The following is a 14960-nucleotide window of genomic DNA, read 5'->3' as shown; positions in this document are numbered from 1 at the left end:
ACTTGAGAGTCAGTTTTTCATTTTTATCTTTCCTTAAATGGGAATATAAACCGAAGCTTATTATGTACAATGTGAGGAATTGTCATGGTATACTACCATAAGGTAAGGGGTGTTTTTTATGAATAAAGAGCAATTTATTGAACTCCAGGAAACAGGTAATATTTCAGTACCTGTTATTTTATTAAATTACTATGCTAGATTAGGGCTAACCGAGCAAGAACTTATTCTTCTACTTCAAGTAAAAAAATTCAAAGAAACTGGAAATCAATTTCCTACTCCAACTGAACTTTCAGAGCATATGGTTATTTCAACAGCAGATTGTACAAATCTCCTAAGAAATCTAATTCAAAAAGGTTTTTTAATGATTGAAGAACATCAACAAGAATCAATTTTATTTGAATATTACTCATTAAAGCCGTTATGGGATAAGCTTTACACATTTCTTATAAATGAGAACAATCGTAAAATTCAAGAACAAAATAAAAAAGAGGACGAAAGTTTATATACAATTTTTGAAAATGAATTCGGTCGTCCGTTATCACCTTTTGAATGTGAGTCCCTGGCTATCTGGATTGATCAAGATGATTATGATCCTGTTATTATTAAAGCAGCACTAAGAGAAGCAGTTATGTCTGCAAAGCTCAATTTTAGATATATTGATCGCATTCTGTTTGAATGGAAGAAAAACGGCATTCGGACGATTGATCAAGCTCGAAATCATTCACAAAAGTTCCGTCAACATCAGGGGCAAGGCAATTCAGGAAATAAGCAGGATCAACAAGAAGAGTACCAAAGAAAGGTACCTTTTTATAATTGGCTTGAAAATTAGAGATTTATTTTTAATTGATAGTAGGTGAACATGATATGTTAACAAAAGTACAAATTCGAGAATGTTTGGACACTATAGGGGAAATGTTTCCGGATGCACATTGTGAATTGGTTCATGAAAATCCTTTTGAATTAGTTATAGCTGTTGCCTTATCAGCCCAATGCACGGATGCACTTGTTAATAAAGTGACAAAAAATTTATTTAAGAAATACAAAAAACCTGAAGACTACCTTGCTGTTTCACTGGAAGAGCTGCAAACAGATATTAGGTCTATTGGCTTATATAGAAACAAAGCGAAAAACATTCGAAAACTATGTGAAACACTGCTTGAACACTATAATGGGGAAGTACCTAATGATCATACAGAGTTAACAAAACTTGCTGGTGTGGGCAGAAAGACAGCAAATGTAGTTATGTCTGTTGCCTTTGGAGTACCAGCCATTGCTGTGGATACTCATGTAGAAAGAGTGAGTAAAAGACTGGGTATTTGCAGATGGAAGGATTCTGTATTAGAAGTTGAGAAGACACTGATGAGAAAGGTACCAGAAGAGGAATGGTCACTAACACACCACAGATTAATCTTTTTTGGTAGGTATCATTGCAAAGCACAATCACCTAAGTGTGAAGTTTGTCCATTATTACATTTATGTAGAGAAGGACAAAAGAGAATGAAAAAGGAAAAAATATCAAATGCAAAATAAAAATATAGGATTGAAAATTCCTGCATCCTTTCGTAGTCCTCTTTTTAATCCCGATAAGGATAGCTTCCATCATCTGAATGTGACTGATATCTCACAAGTCCTCTCAGAAGAACCTTTTTATTTCGATATGCTATATAATCTTAAAGAAAATATTGAATGTAATCCTTGGGAAAATCCTAGGGATTCTGTATCAATCATTTTTGAAGAATGGAAACGAGTAAGAGGGAAAGCGAGAGATTCATTTAAAGATTTAAGAAGGAAATCGAATATTTCTGAAGAGCGCTTGCTTGTTCACTGTGTCTCTCTTTTTATTGTTTGTTTATACTGGTTAAATAAAAGACCAGTTCCAGGACTTCATACTTCCAATATGCAGCTAGAACAACTAAAAATAAAGCCAGTAAACTGCGAAGAACGGCTTTTATTTATTATCTCCAAACCAACTCAATATCACGCGTATATTCAGCTGGAACAACTCTTTAATGAATGTGAAAAGATGTTTGCCAAGGCAATTGTATTAAAACAAATCTAAGAAGATTATTCAAATTGGAATAGTCTTTTTTGTGTGCGACGGGCAGTCGTACCTTGTGCAGATATCTGCACTGAATGAGCTGTTAAAGGTTGGAGTAAGTTATTTCGATAACAACTGCTCCCGAATCCTGGAAGACTCATTTTCTCGAAGGTGAAAGTCCTTCCACTAGGGTGCTGATACAACTAGTGAAGACTAATCTATGGCATGGTCGTGAGGCTTTGTCTGATGGAGATGCGGTAAATCGAGAGAACCGCAGTCGGATGTGCAGACCCAAATGCAATAAGTGTGAAGCACGGCGGCAGGATAAGTTGGCGACCATCCGCAAATAATGGGAAGTCTACAATAATTGTAATGGCAGGTCAGAGAAATCAGCCGATCTGTCGTAGCTTATTCGGTGATGGTGCTGGGTATGTACAGAAGGAAAGTACGATAACCCCGTGAGATCTCTATCTCACCATAAGGGCAAGGCTTTATAAGGATAATCCGAAATGAGCCTTGTGGATAGAGAAGTCAGACGTTCTCATAGTACGGAAGTAGGTGATTGACTAAACAATCATCGAACGGAAGGGGAATGACCTTGTGGCTCTACACAACTAAAAGTGTGTAATGTCAACAGTAAACGATACTTCGGTATAAACGAACTGAAAGTACACATTGAAAGGTGTCGAATAAGAATGAATCAGACTTTGAAATTAAAATGGCATAGTGTCTATGGGCAAATTCTCTTTGATCGAAAGATCAAAACAGCTTGGGAGAATGTAAAAGTGAATAAGGGTGCAGGAGGAATAGATGAAGAAACGCTTGAAAGTTATGAGAAGAATCTAGAGGAGAACCTTGAAAATCTACTCATGAAACTAAGAGCGAAAGATTACGTACCCTCACCAGTGCGACGTGTTTATATTCCAAAAAAGAATGGGAAGAAACGCCCACTAGGTATCCCAACCATTGAAGATCGTATTGTTCAACAAGCATTACGTAATGTACTAGAACCTAAGTTTGAAAAGGACATTTTCCATAAATGGTCTTGTGGCTATCGTCCCAATGTGGGGGCGAAGCGTGTACTACAATTGATTATGTGGAATATCGAAAATGGCTACAACTATATTTATGATTGTGACATTAAAGGATTCTTTGACAATATTCCCCACAAGAAGCTATTGAAAGTGTTAAACAAGTACATTGCGGATGGAACCGTCCTTGATATGATTTGGAAATGGCTAAAAGCAGGATATATGGAAGAAGGTAAATACCATCAGGTAGATTCTGGAACACCGCAAGGTGGAGTGATCTCGCCTTTACTCGCCAATATCTATTTAAATGAATTGGATTGGACTCTTGACCAACATGGGATAAAGTTCGTCCGCTACGCGGACGATTTCTTACTCTTTGCCAAGAGCAAGGAGGAAATAAAGAAGGCTGAAGAAGTTACAAAGGAAGTATTAAAAGAACTTGGGTTAGAAATCTCTGTGGAGAAGACTAAAATCGTTGATTTTAATAATGATGACTTTGACTTCCTGGGCTTTACTTTTGAGCATTGGAGAAAACGTAAGAAAGATGGGAAACCGTATTACATTACGAAACCTAAAGAGGAAACATGGAGTGACTTTCGCATTAAAATTAAACAACGAACAAGAAAGACTTTAACCTTAAGTAAAGAAAAGTGGCTTGAGAGAGTGAACTCTGTGATTCGAGGGAAAGTTAATTTCTATTTAACGATTTGGAAAGCAGTAGAAGAATTCAAAGAACATGGGCATAAACTAAACTGTTATTTCAATGTTTTTAAGAATGAACTACTCGCAATGGATTCTTACGTTCGAAGAAGGTTGAGAGTGGCCATGATTCATGACCACCCAAGCCAACGCAAGGGGTATGCCATGAATACGAAGTGGAACATAGAATATTTCACTAAGATTGGACTAGTACCTGCGTTTCAGTTGTATTATGGAAAGCAATTTGGTCATACATTGGATGACTACATTCAATACATGAAAGAAAAGCAAAAGAAGAAACAACAAAAGCAAATTCAAAGAGCAAAGGAACGCGGGGAGGAATATTACACTCCTGAACGCGTTCGTAAAATGAACTATGCCAAGCGACTAGCAACATACTGATTAATTCAAACACATTGGTAAGCCGTATGTCTTAATAGGACACGTACGGTTTGATGAGGGGGTAGCCTTGAAAGAGGTTACCCTACTCTATTGTATATAAAAAGCAAAAGAACCGAATCTGTACGATCGGTTCTTTTGCTTTTTTTATTGTCCTTCTTCAGAATCTTCTTCAGAATTTTCTTCTTCTTCATTACTACCGTTAGAGTTGGTAGGAGGAACAGTTGTTTCTACATCTGGTGTGTCAGGCGTTCCACCAGCATCTTCATTTTGACCATCTTCCGGCTTATTGCCTTGATCATTTTCCTGGTTTCCGTCATCTGTATTGCCATTCTGACCGTTACCGTTATTCCCATTATTCCCGTTACCATTGTTTCCATCTTGGTTGTTCCCGTTGTTTTCATTGTTACCTTCTTCGTTACCTTCATTATCTGGTTGTGAGTCTTGATCTGCTTCGTCTTCAGGTAATTCAGGAACATCTCCTTCAGGTTCAGGAACCTGGAGCTTAGTCGCTGCAGCATCACTGCGATTACTATTATCCTCATCACTTACAGCAACTACTTGATAAGAATAAATTGCGCCAGGGATAACGTCACCAACTGTAAAACTCTTATCCTTCGATGTATTTACTACTTCATATGGACCTTCATCAATCGATTGCTTCACTTCGAATGAAACATTTTCAGAGTTTCCATGTTCCCAGCTCAGACTAATCGAATTATTTACTTGATCGTAATTAATTGATAAATTTGATGGTTTATCAATATCAGGTTTTTCAAATTTCTTTGAGACCGTAGTTGGTTCTTCACCTTTTACGAAGTATTCATACGTAATATTGCTGGCCGGAGTGTAGTCACTCGCTAATTTTGCTGGATTTGAGCCTTTTTCAATTGCTTTTTCAACCACACTATTTGGTTGTTCAAAATCAGAGTCATCATCACCGGCAATTTCTGTGAATACTTCTTTAAACATCGCTCTGGCCAAACGTTGATCTTCAGAGTTTAAATAGACCTTCTCACTATCTTCCGTAATATTATAACCAGTCCATACTGCAGCCGTATAATTTGGATTATAACCTACAAACCAAGCATCTTTAGCAGCTCCAGATGGAACATCGTATTTTGCTTTATCGTCTTCCGAGAAATTTGTTGTACCTGTTTTACCAGCTATATTTACCCTTGGAATTTGAACAGATCTTCCTGTTCCATATTCCACAACAGATTTCATCATATCGGTCACCATAAACGCTGTATAATCACTCATGGCTGGTTCAGGATCTGGAGCAAGACTGATTTCAGTTCCATCACTTAACACAATTTTCTTAACAGCATGTGGCTCATTAAATATCCCGTTGTTACCGAATGCACTGAAAGCACCTGCCATTTGAAGAGGGGAAACACCGTGATCAAATCCTCCAATTGCATAGGACTCGTAAATTTCTTCCAGTGGGATACCTAAGCCTTGGGCAAATTTTTGTGCTTTTTCCAAACCAACAGCCTGTAGAGCTTTTAAGGCAGGGATATTACGTGAATCAGCTAATGCATCACGTATTGACATTGTGCCTTTAAAGTTACGGTCATAGTTATTTATAGGCGTTCCATTACTATAGGTATATGGTTCGTCTTTAATCGGATGGTAGGTAGACCATTTTTCATGTTCAATAACAGGGCCGTAATCTAATACAGGTTTAATAGTTGAACCTGGTTGGCGTCTCGTATCAGTAGCATAGTTATATCCACCAACAGGTTGGTTTCGGCCACCACCAATAGCGCGAATTTCGCCTGTTTTTGTATCAATTAAGGCCAACCCTGCTTGGAGCTTATCATCAGGAAAACTAACTGCATCTCCATTTAACACATTCTCAACAGTATCCTGGGCATCAGGATCAAGAGTCGTATAAATCTCTAATCCTGCAGATCCTGCATCAATATCTGTTTTTTCCTTTACTTCTTCAATTACTTCCTCTACGAAAGCATGATATGGATTAGCTTTCTCAGTATCTTCAATTACTGTTGATTGAACAGGGACACTTTTGGCTTCTTTCGCTTCAGCTTCTGTAATAAAACCGTGCTTGGCCATCAGTGTTAATACAATATTACGACGTTTTTCTGCACTTTCTGGATTTGTTCTAGGGTTGTAGTTATTTGGACTCTGCGGAATTCCAGCTATCATTGCTGCTTCATGAAGCTCTAATTCACTTAAATCTTTACCATAAAATGATTCCGCAGCTTGTGCTACACCATACACATTACCAGGAAAATAAATTTTATTTAAATACATCTCAAGAATTTCTTCTTTAGAATATTTTTGTTCTAGTTGAAAAGACAGCCATAATTCTTGAACTTTACGTGTAATGGTTTTTTCTGTTGTTAACAAAGAGTTCTTAATAACCTGCTGAGTGATCGTACTTCCACCTTCAGCTCCAAATCCTTCTTGAATATTGGCAACAAGAGCTCCGCCAAGGCGTATAACATCAACACCATTATGATCATAAAACCTAGCATCCTCAGTTGCCAAGACAGCATTTTCAAGAACTTTTGGAATTTCATCATATGGCACGTATGTACGTTTAACTTGACCAAATTCAGTTATTTCATCGCCATTCATATCATATATTTTCGATGAAAATGAATCTTTTAGTTTTTTATCATCCAGTGGAGGTGCTCCAGCAACCATTACAGCAAATGTTACACCGCCGGCAAGCATGCCAACAATACCAATTGCTAAAAGGCTAATAAGGATTTTTTTCCACAATCCGGGTTTTTGTTTTTTATTCTTCTTTTTCTTTGAACTTTGTTGAGCCTGTTTTTTTCTTCGTTCTTCACGACTCGTATATTGTTCAGACATGTAATTCCAACCTTTCATTTTAGGCTTTACTCATTTTCTTTCATTTTGATAATTAGTTCAAATTAAAGGATCTTTAAAAGTATAGTTTATCTATAATCTTAATATAGTCAATCCTTGCTTGATATCCAGTAGGGATGATATGGCCTATTTCATTCAGCTCTGCCATTGTAATGGATTTTCTGCCACCGTTTAATTGTCGATCCCAAAATGTTAACAGATGTGTAGAATCTAAATAATAAAATTGATTAAAGGCAGATAATATAACAAAACAAATTCCATCTTGAAATAGGACATTTTTCATATGTTCAATTTGATGTGCATGAAAATTTTGCAATGGAAAAGATGTTTTGTTCTTTGTTTCCTTAGCTTCAAAATCAATATATTTACCACGATAAATTCCGTTATAATCTGTTGTTGAGCTTTGTTTAAAATAAGCTTCTTTAATTACAGCAGCACTTCTTCTAGGATAATCCACATTCACAATTTGTACAGGTGTTGGTTTTTTATGTATGACAGCTACTTGATTTTCTAAATAATATTTGTTTGTCTCATTAAGATCATCTTCAAGTGACATGCCACGGTTGCTGTAGGTAATAGAAGGTGGCTGTTTTTTTACTTGTTCAACCTTTGGCTGATAAGCCTTTCCGTTAGGATAACGAAAAATCATACTTTACCTCCTCATTAAAACTACTACCTATCATACCAAAAAAAATGAAAAAGGAATGATAAAAAAGTTTCAATTTTGTTAATGCGTACTTCCTCCTTCATTTGGAAACACTAGATACAAGAGGAGTGTAAAGAATGATGGATAAAAAACCAGGAACATCTCAGTTTAATGAATTAATATTGCTTGCACGTATTGAACAGGAAATTGAAAAGAATAATCTTGACAATATAACAAGAACTAAAGCATATGAAAAATTTTATTTTAAGCACCCTGAGATTAAATGGGCATTTTTAGCAAGCATGGTATCCAGGAATGCTGGTTGGAGTATGACAGATTTAGAAGGAAATTGGTTTCGTAAGGCACTCCCCCAAGAGAAAAGAAGCCTATTGTTCATGACCTATGAACGTGCAAATTGGACGATTTTTTATGACGCATATCCACAGTTGCTTCTTTATGAGTATGCAAAGCACATAAAAAAACCAATATTTAACCTGCTTTCCCATTTTGGTGTATCACAGTTTATGGTTGGAGAATGGGAATACTTCTGGCACTATCAAAAATTAGATCGACTTATGACTGCACTCATTATCAACGAACAAAATGTCATTCAACAACCTGTTATCGAACAGCAAATATATAAACAACATGTCTTTCACTCCGCCCCGTATAAGCTTCAAGATTTGTTCCATTTCAGCACAGTTATTTTTCCAACTCTGCAAGGAAAACTATTTGGTTTTTCTGTTTTTAATTTCCAAACCTTAACAAACCGAATTGACTTAGGAAAACGGTTAGGCTGGCTTTTATTTCAAGCCGGGTTATATCAGCAGTTTGAAGCATTTGCAAAATCTGTACCACACACGGGATCAAGATATGATTATGAAAAGTATTTTCCCGAAAAGAGAAGAAGGGAAACACCTTTATTACGAATGGCATATCCAATTGTCACACATTCATTAGACGGAAAAAGAGAAGATTGGTTTCATGGACAGAGCACAAAAAAATGGTTTAAGGATAAAAAAATACCTTCAAAATATGAATTGACGGATTGGTTTAAACATAAACAAGATCAATTACATCTTCTAAATTTATTGCAGGAATATTGGAGGAATGGGTAAAAAAAGAGCTAAAAAGCAAGGCAATAAGCCTTGCTTCAGTTTGTAGACAAAGTAAAAATCGCTAGCCCTTCAGACTGATTGCTAACGCTTGCTTTCGAGGCACGAAGCCTTGTGAGGAGCGGAGTTACCGGGGTTGGTAATGAGCACCGCAGCAAGGTGAGTAACGAAGAAAGCGAGCGTTTGTCAACAGTCTGAAGCAAGGCAATGAGCCTTGCTTTTTTAAATATCAGTCCTTATGTAGAAGGACGATTCGGACCATCTAACTTTTTGTCCGTAGGAATTTTAGTTTTGTCTTCAGCTGTTTGTTGTTTACCTTTAGGTTTTTTTGCCATCATCAGCACCTCCCATCAATATTTTGCACGATCATCGTCTTTTCCATACAACTCTAATGAAGTTGTCGAAATATGTGCAATTTCACTTTCTTTGCCGAATAGAAACTAGTTTTGTCAAGTATGAAGGGGGAAAAAATGAAATGACGAATACTAAGCAATAGAGGAGGGAGAATGATGAAAAATATGATTGAAAAAAGTGTAATTGAGGAAAAATTAGCAGAGCTGGAAAATGAACTAATGAAACTTGAGATGGTCTTAGATAATCATAAAAACCCTGCATTTACTGAAAAAGAATTATTGGAAAAAGTGAACCGAATCGACCATCAATTAACAACAATATCACATGCATCAATTACCAACGAAGCACATCATAAACAAGATCATTATAAGCAATATCCATTCCCTATCGCTGCAACAAATGTATGAAAATAGTGTATTATAGAGGGATTTTTGATATGATAAGCTTGAGGTGAATAATTTGAGCTATGAATATCTAATCAAATCCTCACTACATCTGTTACAATGTTTAACAGAATGTAAGCAACGATTTGAATCTTTCCAAAAGAAACCTGAGAAAACAGATGCTTATTTCTATGAGCAGGTAAAACCAACTTTTGAATTGGTAAAGGATAAAGCAGATGTGTGGGAACAGCTTGCATCTGAATGGATAAAGAAAAAGAGACCTAAATATATACACCAATCCCAGATTGATTCCGCTAGGGAAAATTTAGAACAAGTTGTTCTCCAATCGTTTTATAAAGACATAAACAACCAACGATTCCATAACATGCATCATTCTGTAGAATACCTATTAAATACAATAATAGATCAAATAGAATAAAAGGACGACTCACAGTGAGTACGTCCTTTTTAGTTTGATTTTTTATTCGTCAACCTTGATACTTACCGGGCGTTCGTTCGCTGTACCTACCGTTTTTATGTCATATTCTACATGTTCAGTATCTTTAGCCATCACTTCCTCACCATGATTGGGAATTGTGGGAGCATGTCCTTTTTCTTTATGATTAAAATGTTTTCCTCTTGCCATTGTTCAGCCTCCTTTTAAGATTCCTTCCTAATATGAGCTAACGTAGCAATATTCATGTATGAACAGAAGTAAAAAGATGAGTGAAACGTTTTACTACGTTGACTTTCTTTTCACGTTATAGGCAAATGAATCATATTATACATTACCATTAATGAGCTATTGGAGGTTTATCTATATGCAACAAGCATATCCATATTTCAATAGAAGATCTAAGAGAAGACAAAACGAGTATTTTCAAACGTATCCGTTTTATGAACATCAACCGATTGGATATCAAAACCCGCAATTTATGAATCCAATGTATACTCGACCACCAGAATTTTCATACCATCAAACCGGATATCAACAACCATATGGAAGTGGCAGTTATAATGGCAATGTAGAAAATAGCTTTATTAATCAACCCTATCCAACACCCTATCCAAAGCCTATGCCTTATTTTAAGCAGCCACAGCCTAGTGGATTTCAAAACGTCATCTCACAATTTAAAAAGTCAGATGGTCAGCTAGACTTTAATAAAATGATGGATACAGCAGGTCAAATGATGAATGCTGTTAATCAAATGGGTGGACTTTTTAAAGGAGTAACATCGATGTTTAAATAATCATCATAGTAATAATTATGTTAGTAAAGGGTCTGTCATGGTAAGACAGCCCCTAAACTTCTTATTTAGTATATTTCTTGGCAAGAAGCTCCTTTACTTCACGATAAGATAGACCGGACTTAGCATTTAACCTTTTAACTTCTTCTACATCAGTGTTAGAGTATTTCTTCGTACTAAAACGTTGCATGAGATTCAATACCTCTATGTTTGTCTTCCATCCGTTCCTTTCTGACTCTTAAAGCAAAGTTTGCTGTTTGAAGATTAGAAATAGCGATGGAGTTTTCCGGACAAGCAAAATCACCATTTTGATGAGATTTTAACTGATCAACGAGTACACTAATAACATCCTCCACTTGACAGCCATTGACACCTTCACGGTCAATTGCGCCAGTTTGGAACTTAATATTAATGTAATGATTACTGTTTCTATTCATATGGACCTCCTGCTTAAGGTTAGATTAGCAACTCATACACTTCATTAAGTTGATTACCTCTTATAAAATCCTGCTCATTAAATGCATACTTAATTTCATCAGGTAAAACATTATTTAGAAATTGAATTTCGTCTTCATCAAGTATTCGAACAAAGTCTAATTCAGAGTGAAATGTACCATGTGTTAATTTGGTAGTAATCCTTTTGCATACTGAGCTTCTATCATAATTTGATAATGATTCTCTTAAGTACCCGAGAGTAAAATCCATAATCCATCATTCCTTAAAAAAATTTTCGAATGTATCAGAATTCGATTGACCAGTTGCGTAAGGATTATCTTCTTTCACATCATCCTTGTCCAAATTCGTTTTAATCACGAGAGACGGAGAAGATGATGCCTCAGCTATTAATCGGTCATCAAGTTCTTTGAAATCAGGTAATTGTTCATTTTTTTTAGGCATACTGTATGCACCTCCCTTATTATTGTTTGATGTGAATTGTTTTTCTTCCGCGACAAAATTTGGATTTTTTACAGGTGTAAAACAAGATGAATGAGTCATGATATAGAAGGGGGTGATGACGATGAAAAAAAGAACACATAAGAATCAAGAAGTTACAAGTTCGGCAAAAGATTTAGCGAAAGACCCTACTCCTGAAGAAAACCCAAAGTATGGGAGTAAATCTCATAAAAATAGTTAAGAAAAAAACGCTTGCTCTCATTTCAGCGATTCATTGATGAGAGTCGAGCGTTTTCATTTGATGTAAGTAATTGTTATTAGCTACTATTTACGAAGCTTAGTTAACCATTGTAGAATAATTATATAGAGTCATCCTCAAGTAATATTTGCTTAGAATTCTTAGGAATTGTAACAAGTAATGAGCCGTTTTTATATTTGGTTTTTATCTCATGTTCTTCTACTTTATAGGGAAGTACAATGGTTTTTGATAAACTATCAAGTGACGAGTAACTTCGAAAAGTTGAAGAGTTTTCGTTATACTCTTTAATTTCTTCCCGATTCGTAATGGAAATCGTTAAATACTGGTCTACGAGCTCAAGTTTGATTTGCTCTTTTTTTACAGGTGGAATTTGCATTTCAATCACACAAGTTTGATCGGTTTCGTAAGTATTAACATGTATTGATTTTTGCGGAAAAGAGCCTTCAAACATAGAATCAAATTCATTCATAAATTGTCTTAACGGTTCTGACCGAAAAAAATGATCAACGATCTGAAAAAAGTCTAACGTTTCATTTTGTTGGTCTTGTTTGTTGTTTGTTAGCTCATTTTTTTTTCTCATAATGTACCCTCCTTGCCTTTTTATGTCAAAGTATTATATGTGGTGAACGAGCCAAATGTTATTTGATTGTAAAAAATTACCTTGCATATGTTTAAGAAGTCCTGCGGTAATATGTCAAGGACCAAAATCAAAGGAATTGGAAATTTCAAGCCCACCAACATCTAAAAAAGACAATACTTAATAAACCCAGTAAATCAGTTATCCATTTACTGGAATTAGTTGAAGGATTTAGGATATTTTATCCCTTAGTTATTCACCTTCCTCCTTGGCGTGTAGACTTGATCGTTGCGTAGCAGCGCATCGACCAACCGCACAAGTTTTCTTGCCGTTAAGACGAGTGCTCTTTTGTGTTGGTGCTTAGGAACCTCACGGTATTTTTTCAGGTAGTATGCCCGAAATTCAGGCTCACATCGTTGAACCGAGTTGGCAGCTTCAACAAGGTAATAACGAAGGAATCTATTTCCTGAACGTATCATTTTGGTTTCCTCAGCTTGAAACTTTCCTGATTGATGCTTGGACCATGTAAGTCCACTATATTTGGCGATAGATGCTTGGTTTTCGAAGCGTTCAATTTGTCCAATTTCCGCTAAGATACCAGCGGTATAAACGGGGCCAATTCCAGGAATCGTCTGTAAGGTATTAGGGATACCTTCTAAAAGCTTCTGGATGGCTTTATCAAGTTCCTTAATTTGTTTAGTTATACTACGGATGGACTCTATTGAAGTCCCTAATAAAAGGTCGATAGAATCTTCCACACACTTTGATAATCGGTAGGAAGAACGCGCAGCCTTTTGAATGGACTTTGCCACACACTCGGCGTCAGCAAAGCGATTTTTGCCCTTATCTTGAAGATAGTCCGCAAGTTCTTGAAGATCCATTGAGCTAATTTCATCTAAGCTATATTGTTCAAGAAATAGCTCTAACATGGCATTTCCAAAAACCGAGCTATCCACTTCGGTCGTAAAGGAACTGCACTTATAAAATAAGTGTTGCAGAAAATATTGCTTTTCTCGTGTTAGGTTGTGAACGAGATGATATCTCATTCTTGTCAACCTTTGAAGAGCAATAAATTGTTCCTGCATAACCGCCGTTAGTGGAAGACGTCCAAAACGTAAGCGATCCGCAATAATCCAAGCATCGACTTGGTCTGTTTTATCCAGGTCAACATAGGACTCTTTAAATTTTTTAATGAGTTTAGGATTAATAGTAAAGACTGTTGTTTTAAATTTTTTAAGAGATTCATCCTCGTGAAAAAACATAGCAGGGTGCCAGCTATAAACTGAAGTGGCCTCCATACCGATTTGAATCTCGGAAATTGAGTTACTTTGGGCTATCTTGACAATCTGATCTTTCAGGTAAGATGCCCCTTTCAAATTGTTGTCAACAGTGAGAGCAGTTAATGCTTCTCCTTCAAAATTCATGACACAAGCTTTCATATCTTGAGAGCTAACGTCTATTCCAACAAATAATTTCATGGTGGTTAACCTCCTTTCATTCTAGGATCAAGGGAAGGACTCTTCGGGATATCCCCAGTGTACTTGTTGGTCAATCACCCTCGCGTATTAGAACTCACACTGGTCCATGGGCTGCCTGGAAGCTGCAACTTCCAGCATGGGCTACCAGAGGGAACAGCCTGCGGGTTAGAAGTTCAAACAAGAACTGAGGAGACAGACTTTTGTAGTAGTCATAGCTACAGGAGACGATAGAAATCCCCCAAACGATCCTAAGACCATTATCTAGGGACATCACGAAAAGTCCACCCCTTGGAATGGGATTTTCAGATAGTGGGGGCTAGCCCCCACTATCTGAACTAACATCTATGGAATTATCAAAGAGCAATTTTTAACTGGAAATTACCTCGAAAGAGGACTATAAACTTACTATACGAGGAGATGATGTTATGCTTAAATCAATTTTTAGTAAAAAAGAAAAACGAAGAACGATAGAAGTGTTCTTTGCTCCGTTATCTGGAAGCTTAATAGAGCTTGAAAATGTTCCTGATCCAGTTTTTTCACAAAAATTGATGGGAGAGGGGATTGCGATAGAACCTGTAGAAGGTAATGTGGTATCCCCAATTAATGGACAGGTTATTCAAGTCTTTCATACGAAGCATGCAATTGGACTCCGTTCAGAAATAGGAATTGAGTGGCTTATTCATATTGGGCTTGAGACAGTGGGATTGAATGGAGTGGGTTTTGATGTGCAGGTGAAGGAAGGACAGAAGGTGAAAGTGGGAGATCCATTAATGACATTTGATCTCAATTTGATTAGAGAAAATGCAGCAAGTACTATTTCTCCTATTATCATTACGAATTCTGATATCGTACAAAGCATTGAGCACCTTTCAGCGGAGAATGTCATTAAAGGTTCCACTCAAATTGCAAATATACACTTAAAATAACAACTACCCGAAAGCAGAATAATTCTGCTTTCTTTATGTTTAAAACAGT

The 14960-nt window shown here is 36.5% G+C and carries 19 protein-coding genes; 9 read left to right on the top strand and 10 right to left on the bottom strand.

Going from position 1 to position 14960, the window contains the following annotated elements:
- The first annotated feature begins 118 nt into the window (after positions 1-118).
- The 4 genes from HWV59_RS17790 (at position 119) to ltrA (ending at position 4170) form a co-directional block, all read left to right on the top strand.
- The gene (locus tag HWV59_RS17790; protein WP_102229179.1) at positions 119-829 is read left to right on the top strand and encodes a DnaD domain-containing protein; all 711 of its coding nucleotides are present in this window, start codon (positions 119-121) and stop codon (positions 827-829) included.
- A 35-nt stretch (positions 830-864) separates the two neighbouring features.
- Positions 865-1530 carry an endonuclease III gene (gene nth / locus HWV59_RS17785; RefSeq protein WP_102229178.1) on the top strand — a complete coding sequence of 222 codons (666 nt, stop codon included), beginning with the start codon at positions 865-867 and terminating at the stop codon, positions 1528-1530.
- Complete coding sequence (locus tag HWV59_RS17780) at positions 1520-2059, top strand: YpoC family protein (protein ID WP_175639690.1); 540 nt, start codon at positions 1520-1522, stop codon at positions 2057-2059. Before nth ends, HWV59_RS17780 begins: the two co-directional genes overlap by 11 nt.
- Before the next feature lie 674 nt (positions 2060-2733).
- The gene (gene ltrA / locus HWV59_RS17775; protein ID WP_175639689.1) at positions 2734-4170 is read left to right on the top strand and encodes a group II intron reverse transcriptase/maturase; all 1437 of its coding nucleotides are present in this window, start codon (positions 2734-2736) and stop codon (positions 4168-4170) included.
- Between the two features lie 144 nt (positions 4171-4314).
- Here the strand turns inward: ltrA and HWV59_RS17770 are convergent, their stop codons facing one another.
- Together HWV59_RS17770 and recU are read right to left on the bottom strand one after the other, a co-directional pair.
- Positions 4315-7014, bottom strand: coding sequence for a penicillin-binding protein 1A (locus HWV59_RS17770; protein ID WP_175639688.1), 2700 nt, complete (start codon positions 7012-7014; stop codon positions 4315-4317).
- A 73-nt stretch (positions 7015-7087) separates the two neighbouring features.
- Entirely contained in the window at positions 7088-7678 is a 591-nt protein-coding gene (recU, locus tag HWV59_RS17765) for a Holliday junction resolvase RecU (protein ID WP_328824338.1), read from the bottom strand.
- A gap of 137 nt (positions 7679-7815) precedes the next feature.
- On the opposite strand from recU, the gene HWV59_RS17760 reads away from it, so the two are divergent.
- On the top strand, positions 7816-8796 hold the full coding sequence (locus HWV59_RS17760) for a DUF2515 domain-containing protein (RefSeq protein ID WP_407941587.1): 981 nt from the start codon (positions 7816-7818) through the stop codon (positions 8794-8796).
- A 233-nt stretch (positions 8797-9029) separates the two neighbouring features.
- On the opposite strand, the gene HWV59_RS17755 is transcribed toward HWV59_RS17760, so the two are convergent.
- Positions 9030-9128: a hypothetical protein gene (locus HWV59_RS17755; RefSeq protein ID WP_034332300.1), complete on the bottom strand. Its 99-nt coding sequence runs from the start codon at positions 9126-9128 to the stop codon at positions 9030-9032.
- A 174-nt stretch (positions 9129-9302) separates the two neighbouring features.
- Here HWV59_RS17755 and HWV59_RS17750 point away from each other — a divergent pair, with 174 nt between their 5' ends.
- Positions 9303-9554 (top strand): hypothetical protein, encoded by a 252-nt coding sequence (locus HWV59_RS17750; protein ID WP_175639686.1) that lies wholly within the window; start codon positions 9303-9305, stop codon positions 9552-9554.
- Between the two features lie 52 nt (positions 9555-9606).
- Entirely contained in the window at positions 9607-9969 is a 363-nt protein-coding gene (locus HWV59_RS17745) for a DUF1798 family protein (protein ID WP_175639685.1), read from the top strand.
- 42 nt (positions 9970-10011) lie between these two features.
- On the opposite strand, the gene HWV59_RS17740 is transcribed toward HWV59_RS17745, so the two are convergent.
- Complete coding sequence (locus tag HWV59_RS17740) at positions 10012-10176, bottom strand: hypothetical protein (protein ID WP_175639684.1); 165 nt, start codon at positions 10174-10176, stop codon at positions 10012-10014.
- A gap of 175 nt (positions 10177-10351) precedes the next feature.
- Between HWV59_RS17740 and HWV59_RS17735 the strand changes: the two genes are divergently transcribed.
- Positions 10352-10780, top strand: a complete 429-nt coding sequence (locus HWV59_RS17735) for a YppG family protein (RefSeq protein WP_175639683.1) — start codon at positions 10352-10354, stop codon at positions 10778-10780.
- A 61-nt stretch (positions 10781-10841) separates the two neighbouring features.
- Here HWV59_RS17735 and HWV59_RS27335 read toward each other — a convergent pair whose 3' ends face one another.
- The 6 genes from HWV59_RS27335 to HWV59_RS17710 all read right to left on the bottom strand — a co-directional run bounded on the left by HWV59_RS27335 (position 10842) and on the right by HWV59_RS17710 (position 13985).
- Positions 10842-10967, bottom strand: coding sequence for a hypothetical protein (locus tag HWV59_RS27335; RefSeq protein ID WP_268921772.1), 126 nt, complete (start codon positions 10965-10967; stop codon positions 10842-10844).
- Positions 10954-11214, bottom strand: a complete 261-nt coding sequence (locus HWV59_RS17730) for a hypothetical protein (RefSeq protein WP_102229172.1) — start codon at positions 11212-11214, stop codon at positions 10954-10956. The genes HWV59_RS27335 and HWV59_RS17730 overlap by 14 nt, the downstream gene beginning before the upstream one ends.
- A 19-nt stretch (positions 11215-11233) precedes the next feature.
- Positions 11234-11482: a sigma-G-dependent sporulation-specific acid-soluble spore protein CsgA gene (locus tag HWV59_RS17725; RefSeq protein WP_175639682.1), complete on the bottom strand. Its 249-nt coding sequence runs from the start codon at positions 11480-11482 to the stop codon at positions 11234-11236.
- A 6-nt stretch (positions 11483-11488) separates the two neighbouring features.
- Positions 11489-11674 (bottom strand): hypothetical protein, encoded by a 186-nt coding sequence (locus tag HWV59_RS17720; protein ID WP_175639681.1) that lies wholly within the window; start codon positions 11672-11674, stop codon positions 11489-11491.
- A 356-nt stretch (positions 11675-12030) separates the two neighbouring features.
- Positions 12031-12510: an Hsp20/alpha crystallin family protein gene (locus HWV59_RS17715; protein ID WP_175639680.1), complete on the bottom strand. Its 480-nt coding sequence runs from the start codon at positions 12508-12510 to the stop codon at positions 12031-12033.
- 245 nt (positions 12511-12755) lie between these two features.
- Positions 12756-13985 carry an IS110 family RNA-guided transposase gene (locus HWV59_RS17710; protein WP_175639679.1) on the bottom strand — a complete coding sequence of 410 codons (1230 nt, stop codon included), beginning with the start codon at positions 13983-13985 and terminating at the stop codon, positions 12756-12758.
- A gap of 425 nt (positions 13986-14410) precedes the next feature.
- On the opposite strand from HWV59_RS17710, the gene HWV59_RS17705 reads away from it, so the two are divergent.
- Positions 14411-14911 (top strand): PTS sugar transporter subunit IIA, encoded by a 501-nt coding sequence (locus HWV59_RS17705; protein ID WP_175639678.1) that lies wholly within the window; start codon positions 14411-14413, stop codon positions 14909-14911.
- The last annotated feature ends 49 nt before the right edge of the window (positions 14912-14960 follow it).

This window comes from Metabacillus schmidteae, from assembly GCF_903166545.1.
GTDB classification, from domain to species: domain Bacteria; phylum Bacillota; class Bacilli; order Bacillales; family Bacillaceae; genus Metabacillus; species Metabacillus schmidteae.
This window is presented reverse-complemented; position numbering and strand designations above follow the sequence as displayed.